The organism is Methylomonas rivi (assembly GCF_024505165.1).
GTDB lineage: Bacteria > Pseudomonadota > Gammaproteobacteria > Methylococcales > Methylomonadaceae > Methylomonas > Methylomonas rivi.
Genome location: NZ_JANIBK010000209.1, coordinates 1 through 4,882, shown reverse-complemented (window position 1 = coordinate 4,882; position 4,882 = coordinate 1). Strand labels below are relative to the sequence as shown.

Below are 4,882 nucleotides of genomic sequence, written 5' to 3'. Positions count from 1 at the left end.
GCCCGGCAGGGGCGATGCAGGGAGGCATCGCGTTTTCCGCGGGGGCTGGGAAGCCCCTTCGGAAAACCCCGCTCAAAGCCTTCGGCGCGCAGGATCAACGCGGCATCCGGGTCGCCTTTTCTTTGGATACTTTCTTTTGGCGACGCAAAAGAAAGTATCTCGGCTGTCGGGCCGAAACCCGACGTCTAATCATCGTCGCGATAGCGACACAAAAAGCCAGAGCTTTCGGCATTAGATTCCCAAGCAGCAGCCAGCGTAGCCCGGATGGAATGAAATGGAATCCGGGAATGAAGGCTATCAATCCCGGATTCCGCTTCGCTTCATCCAGGCTACGCAACTGGGCCGGTAACGATCAAAATGCTGTCATTGGATTTGCAAGCAGCATAATCATACCGGTACCGCTAGCCGGCCGCGCATTCGTCGCTTTTGCTACCGCATTGGTGCATAAATCGTTCATTTCGGTGCAACCATTCGGGACTGTTAGTTACGAAACTGCTTTACTCGCCCTAAAACATTAGCACTGCCCGGCTTGGCACATTCCATGCTAAAAAAATAACGATGCAATGGCGCATCGCATCTTCCCTTCAACAACGGCGTTGATTGGCCGCGGTTTTAATCCGGCGGCCAAGAGTTTACTCGTCTGTTGTTCCTGTCCCTTTCGGCCATCCGCAATCCACGAGTAAAACGCCCACGTCCTGGGAATTGACGGCCTGCTCAAACAGGCTAAACCAACCGAATGATGGTGTTTTCGATCCGGCACCACATTCATTGTGTTCCTAATTATTTTAAGGGTGAGTTATGTCCTATCTGATTCCTTCAGAATTTGTCACCAAGATGGTGGATGCGGGTGAATCCAAAATTTTCATGTCAACCAGAGATACCTTGATCAGGGCTTATATGGCTGGTGCTATTTTGGCGCTGGCCGCAGTGTTTGCGGTGTCGATTACCGTACAGACCGGTTCGCCGATTTTCGGCGCTATTTTGTTTCCCGTAGGCTTTTCCATGCTGTATTTACTGGGCTTCGACCTGTTGACCGGCGTTTTCGTGTTGACGCCGCTGGCCTGGATCGATAAACGGCCCGGCGTCACCATGGGCGGCATTCTCAGGAATTGGGGCTTGGTTTTCGTCGGCAATTTTCTGGGCGCCTTGACCGTGGCGGTGATGATGTCGATAGTGTTTACTTACTGCTTCTCCGTGGAACCCGATGCGGTCGGTAAAAAGCTGGCCGGCATCGGCGAGGCCCGTACCCTGGGCTATGCCAAATACGGCATCGCCGGCTGGCTGACGATCTTCATCCGCGGCATGCTGTGCAACTGGATGGTATCGACCGGCGTGGTGGGCGCCATGATTTCCACCTCGGTCAGCGGCAAAGTCATCGCCATGTGGATGCCCATCATGCTGTTTTTCGGCATGACCTTCGAGCACTCTGTGGTCAACATGTTTCTGTTTCCATCCGGCCTGATCATGGGCGGCAATTTCTCGATTGCGGATTATTTCATCTGGAACGAGATTCCGACCGTATTGGGCAATCTGGTCGGCGGCTTGGCCTTTACCGGCTTGACGCTGTATTCCACCCACGTCAGAACCGCGCCCAAACGCTCCTATAATTAATCCGGCGGAGCCTCGGCCGAGGCTCCTCAATCATTTGGCTTACTATATAGGCGTCAACCATGCCCGTGGACAATTCATGTATCGGCTATTGCGCCAAGACAGGCTCGGCGTCTTGCGGCGTCCAACCGAACTATAGGCATCGCGCTTCAACTTTCGGTTTTTTGATTCCCTCACCCCTGCCCGCTCCCGGAGGAGGTTGTCGTAAAAAGTAGGCCGGGCTGAATGTAATAAAGCCCAACGTTTTGATTTTGTTGGGTTACGCTACGCTAACCCAACCTACATTTTGGCTATTACGACAGCCTCCGGAGAGCGAAAGGTATATTTCGATCCCGACTTGAATCAACCGGCAACGCCACCAGCAAAATGACCCGCCAATTAACAGTGTCCGTCGGCCAATATTCCGATAAAGGCCGCAAAACCATCAATCAGGATTTTCACGGCGCTTATATCCCGGCACAACCGCAATTGGGTTCGAAAGGCATTGCCGTTGCCTTGGCCGACGGCATCAGCAGCAGCGACGTCAGCCATATCGCCAGCCAAGCGGCGGTAACCGGCTTTCTAGAGGATTATTTTTGCACCTCGGAAGCCTGGTCGGTCAAAAAGTCGGTGCAACGGGTTTTGACGGCCAACAACTCCTGGCTGCACGCCCAAACCCGGCAAAGCCAGTATTGCTACGAAAAGGATAAAGGCTATGTCTGCACCTTGAGCGCCATGGTGATCAAATCCGCCACCGCGCATATTTTCCATGTCGGCGATTCGCGTATTTACCGCCTGCAAGGCCACGGCCTGGAACAGCTCACCAACGACCACAGGCTGTGGATTTCGCATGAAAAAAGCTATCTCAGCCGCGCCATGGGCATGGACACCCATCTGGAAATCGACTATCGAAGCCTGACTCTGGCAAAGGGCGATACCTTCATGCTGGCAACCGATGGGGTATACGAATACGTCAGCCCGCGTTTCGCCGCCGATACCATCGAACAGTTTGAGAACGATCCGGACGCCGCCGCAAAAGCCATCGCCGACGAAGCCTACCGGCAAGGCAGCACCGACAATCTGACGGTTCAGATCGTCAGAATCGAAAACTTACCCGATCCCGACGCCAAGGAACTTTATCAATCGTACACGGAATTACCGTTTCCGCCGCCCCTGGAAGCGCGAATGCATTTCGACGGCTACACCATTACCCGCCAGTTGCACGCCAGCAGCCGCAGCCATGTCTATTTGGCGGTCGACCGGGAAAGCGGCACGCCCGTGGTGCTGAAAACCCCGTCCATCGACCTGCGCGGCGACCCGGCCTATCTTGAGCGGTTTCTGATGGAAGACTGGATTGCCCGCCGCATCAATAGCCCGCATGTGCTGAAACCCTGCGCGCAAACCCGCAAACGGCATTTTCTTTATATCGCCACGGAATTCATCGACGGCCAGACCTTGAAGCAGTGGATGACAGACCATCCGCAACCCGATATTGAAACAGTACGCAGCATAGTCGAACAAATCGCCAAGGGCTTAAGAGCCTTTCACCGCCTGGAAATGTTGCACCAGGACTTAAGGCCCGACAACATCATGATAGACCGTAGCGGCACGGTGAAGATCATCGATTTCGGTTCCACCCGCGTCGCCGGCATTATGGAAATGAACGCCGGCGGCCAGGACAGCATCCTCGGCACGGCCCAATATACCGCGCCGGAATATTTCCTCGGAGAACCGTCTTCTCCGCGCTCGGACATGTTTTCGTTGGCGGTCGTTACCTATCAAATGTTGACCGGCAAGCTGCCGTATGGCGCCGAAGTGGCCAAGTGCAAAACCAAGGCAGCGCAAAACAAGTTGAATTACAGCGCCATACGGCAATTGAATCCTGCCGTACCCGCCTGGATCGACGATGCCGTCAGCAAAGCCGTGCATCCCAATCCGTACCGGCGCTACGAAGACTTGTCCGAGTTCATCTTCGACCTGCGCCATCCGAACCAAGCCTTCTTAAACAAAACCCGCCCGCCGCTGCTGGAACGCAACCCTGTCGCCTTCTGGAAAGGCCTTTGCTGTATTTTGGCGCTTGTCATCGTGGTCTTACTGTTGAAGTGATGTTTCACTTCCATTCAAAAATAACTCGGCCATTACCCGACCGTCGGGTCACTATCCAATTTCAATAGTTAAGGCAACCCTTGCCCCAGTTGACTGTCCGTTATTCGGCGAACAATTTGACATTATGACTGAGTCACTACGGCCATTTTCAGCCGGACGCGACTGGCCGCTTTGTGGCTATGAATATGGCAGAATGAAATTCGTTGATTTCATGGGGGGGGGCTGTTACAAAACTTACCCTTTGTGAGACACAATTTATTTTTTTGGTGTTAAATCTATATTAATTAAACTATTAATATTTGATGAGGAAGTCTTGAATGAAAATCCTTCAAGACTTCCTATGTTTATTGTTCTTGGCTCTTCGTCAACAGTTTTAGAATTGAAAGTTATTCTATATTATTTTTGATAACTGTATTTTTTCTGTTTTTTGAAAATAATGTCTTTATTGTTAATTTCACCATTAAACGTTTCATCGTCATAATAGTCGATGAGCCTTGCGGCAAAACCTAAATTTTCATTTTTGAAGTATGCTTTGACCTGTTCTAAAAATTTATTTTTATCGACAAGCACAGCAAATCTACCAAACTTAAAACAATCTTCATGTATTTTTATTTCTGCGTTTTTTCCCTATTTAATTCTTCAAATACTGATTGTTTTTCTTCCTCTGTATCGCAATGTTTTTCAAAATCAGTGATGCAGACTGCATACATACAAAAAACGTGATAATAATTATGTTCGACAGATGACATAGAAATTGGGGCAGCTAAGTCTTTTTCCGTTATTTCTATTTTTTCAAAATCTTCACCTAAACTGTTTTTTATATTTAATGTCATTAAAATTCCTTTTGGCTGAAACCAAGCGAAAATACCCTCGTTTTCATCCTGTCTGACACCATCATGTTCCTCCTCTATTTTCTTAAAATCTAACAGTCTACGAAAAAATAAATTTCCTTTAATGAATTCGTCGGCATATTTTTCTTCATCAAAAAACTTTACAAAGCAAAGGATTATCTTTTTCATATCTTTTGTTTAGCCCTTGAATTTTGCCCCTGCCCGCGTAGATACCGATTAGCGGTAGCGTAATCGGAGGAATGTTGACTACGAAATGTGCGATTACGCAAGTTGCTAATCGCACCTACATTTTGACAGGCAGCTTATTTGCCTTTTCCTGTCTCCGCAAATTAAGGCCG

The 4,882-nt window shown here is 49.7% G+C and carries 4 protein-coding genes and 1 pseudogene; 3 read left to right on the top strand and 2 right to left on the bottom strand.

All coding sequences use genetic code 11. The features are described from left to right. From NP596_RS19795 to NP596_RS19785, 3 genes and pseudogenes are all read left to right on the top strand, one after another. Positions 1 to 518 (top strand): annotated as a pseudogene (locus NP596_RS19795) (hypothetical protein); the annotation flags it as partial. A gap of 280 nt (positions 519 to 798) precedes the next feature. Beyond that, a complete protein-coding gene (locus tag NP596_RS19790) occupies positions 799 to 1,611 on the top strand; it encodes a formate/nitrite transporter family protein (protein ID WP_256617120.1) in 813 nt (270 codons plus the stop codon). Positions 1,612 to 1,974: 363 nt separating this feature from the next. Further along, positions 1,975 to 3,693 (top strand): bifunctional protein-serine/threonine kinase/phosphatase, encoded by a 1,719-nt coding sequence (locus NP596_RS19785; protein ID WP_256617119.1) that lies wholly within the window; start codon positions 1,975 to 1,977, stop codon positions 3,691 to 3,693. A gap of 396 nt (positions 3,694 to 4,089) precedes the next feature. On the opposite strand, the gene NP596_RS19780 is transcribed toward NP596_RS19785, so the two are convergent. Then, positions 4,090 to 4,263 (bottom strand): hypothetical protein, encoded by a 174-nt coding sequence (locus tag NP596_RS19780; protein ID WP_256617118.1) that lies wholly within the window; start codon positions 4,261 to 4,263, stop codon positions 4,090 to 4,092. 38 nt (positions 4,264 to 4,301) lie between these two features. Next, positions 4,302 to 4,712, bottom strand: coding sequence for a hypothetical protein (locus tag NP596_RS19775; RefSeq protein WP_256617117.1), 411 nt, complete (start codon positions 4,710 to 4,712; stop codon positions 4,302 to 4,304). Positions 4,713 to 4,882: the final 170 nt, after the last annotated feature.

What these genes read in the sequence shown, in the direction of transcription:
- NP596_RS19790 (WP_256617120.1), top strand. Translation starts at nt 799, where the DNA reads ATGTCCTATCTGATTCCTTCAGAATTTGTCACCAAGATGGTGGATGCG.
- NP596_RS19785 (WP_256617119.1), top strand. Translation starts at nt 1,975, where the DNA reads ATGACCCGCCAATTAACAGTGTCCGTCGGCCAATATTCCGATAAAGGC.
- NP596_RS19775 (WP_256617117.1), bottom strand. Translation starts at nt 4,712, where the DNA reads ATGAAAAAGATAATCCTTTGCTTTGTAAAGTTTTTTGATGAAGAAAAA.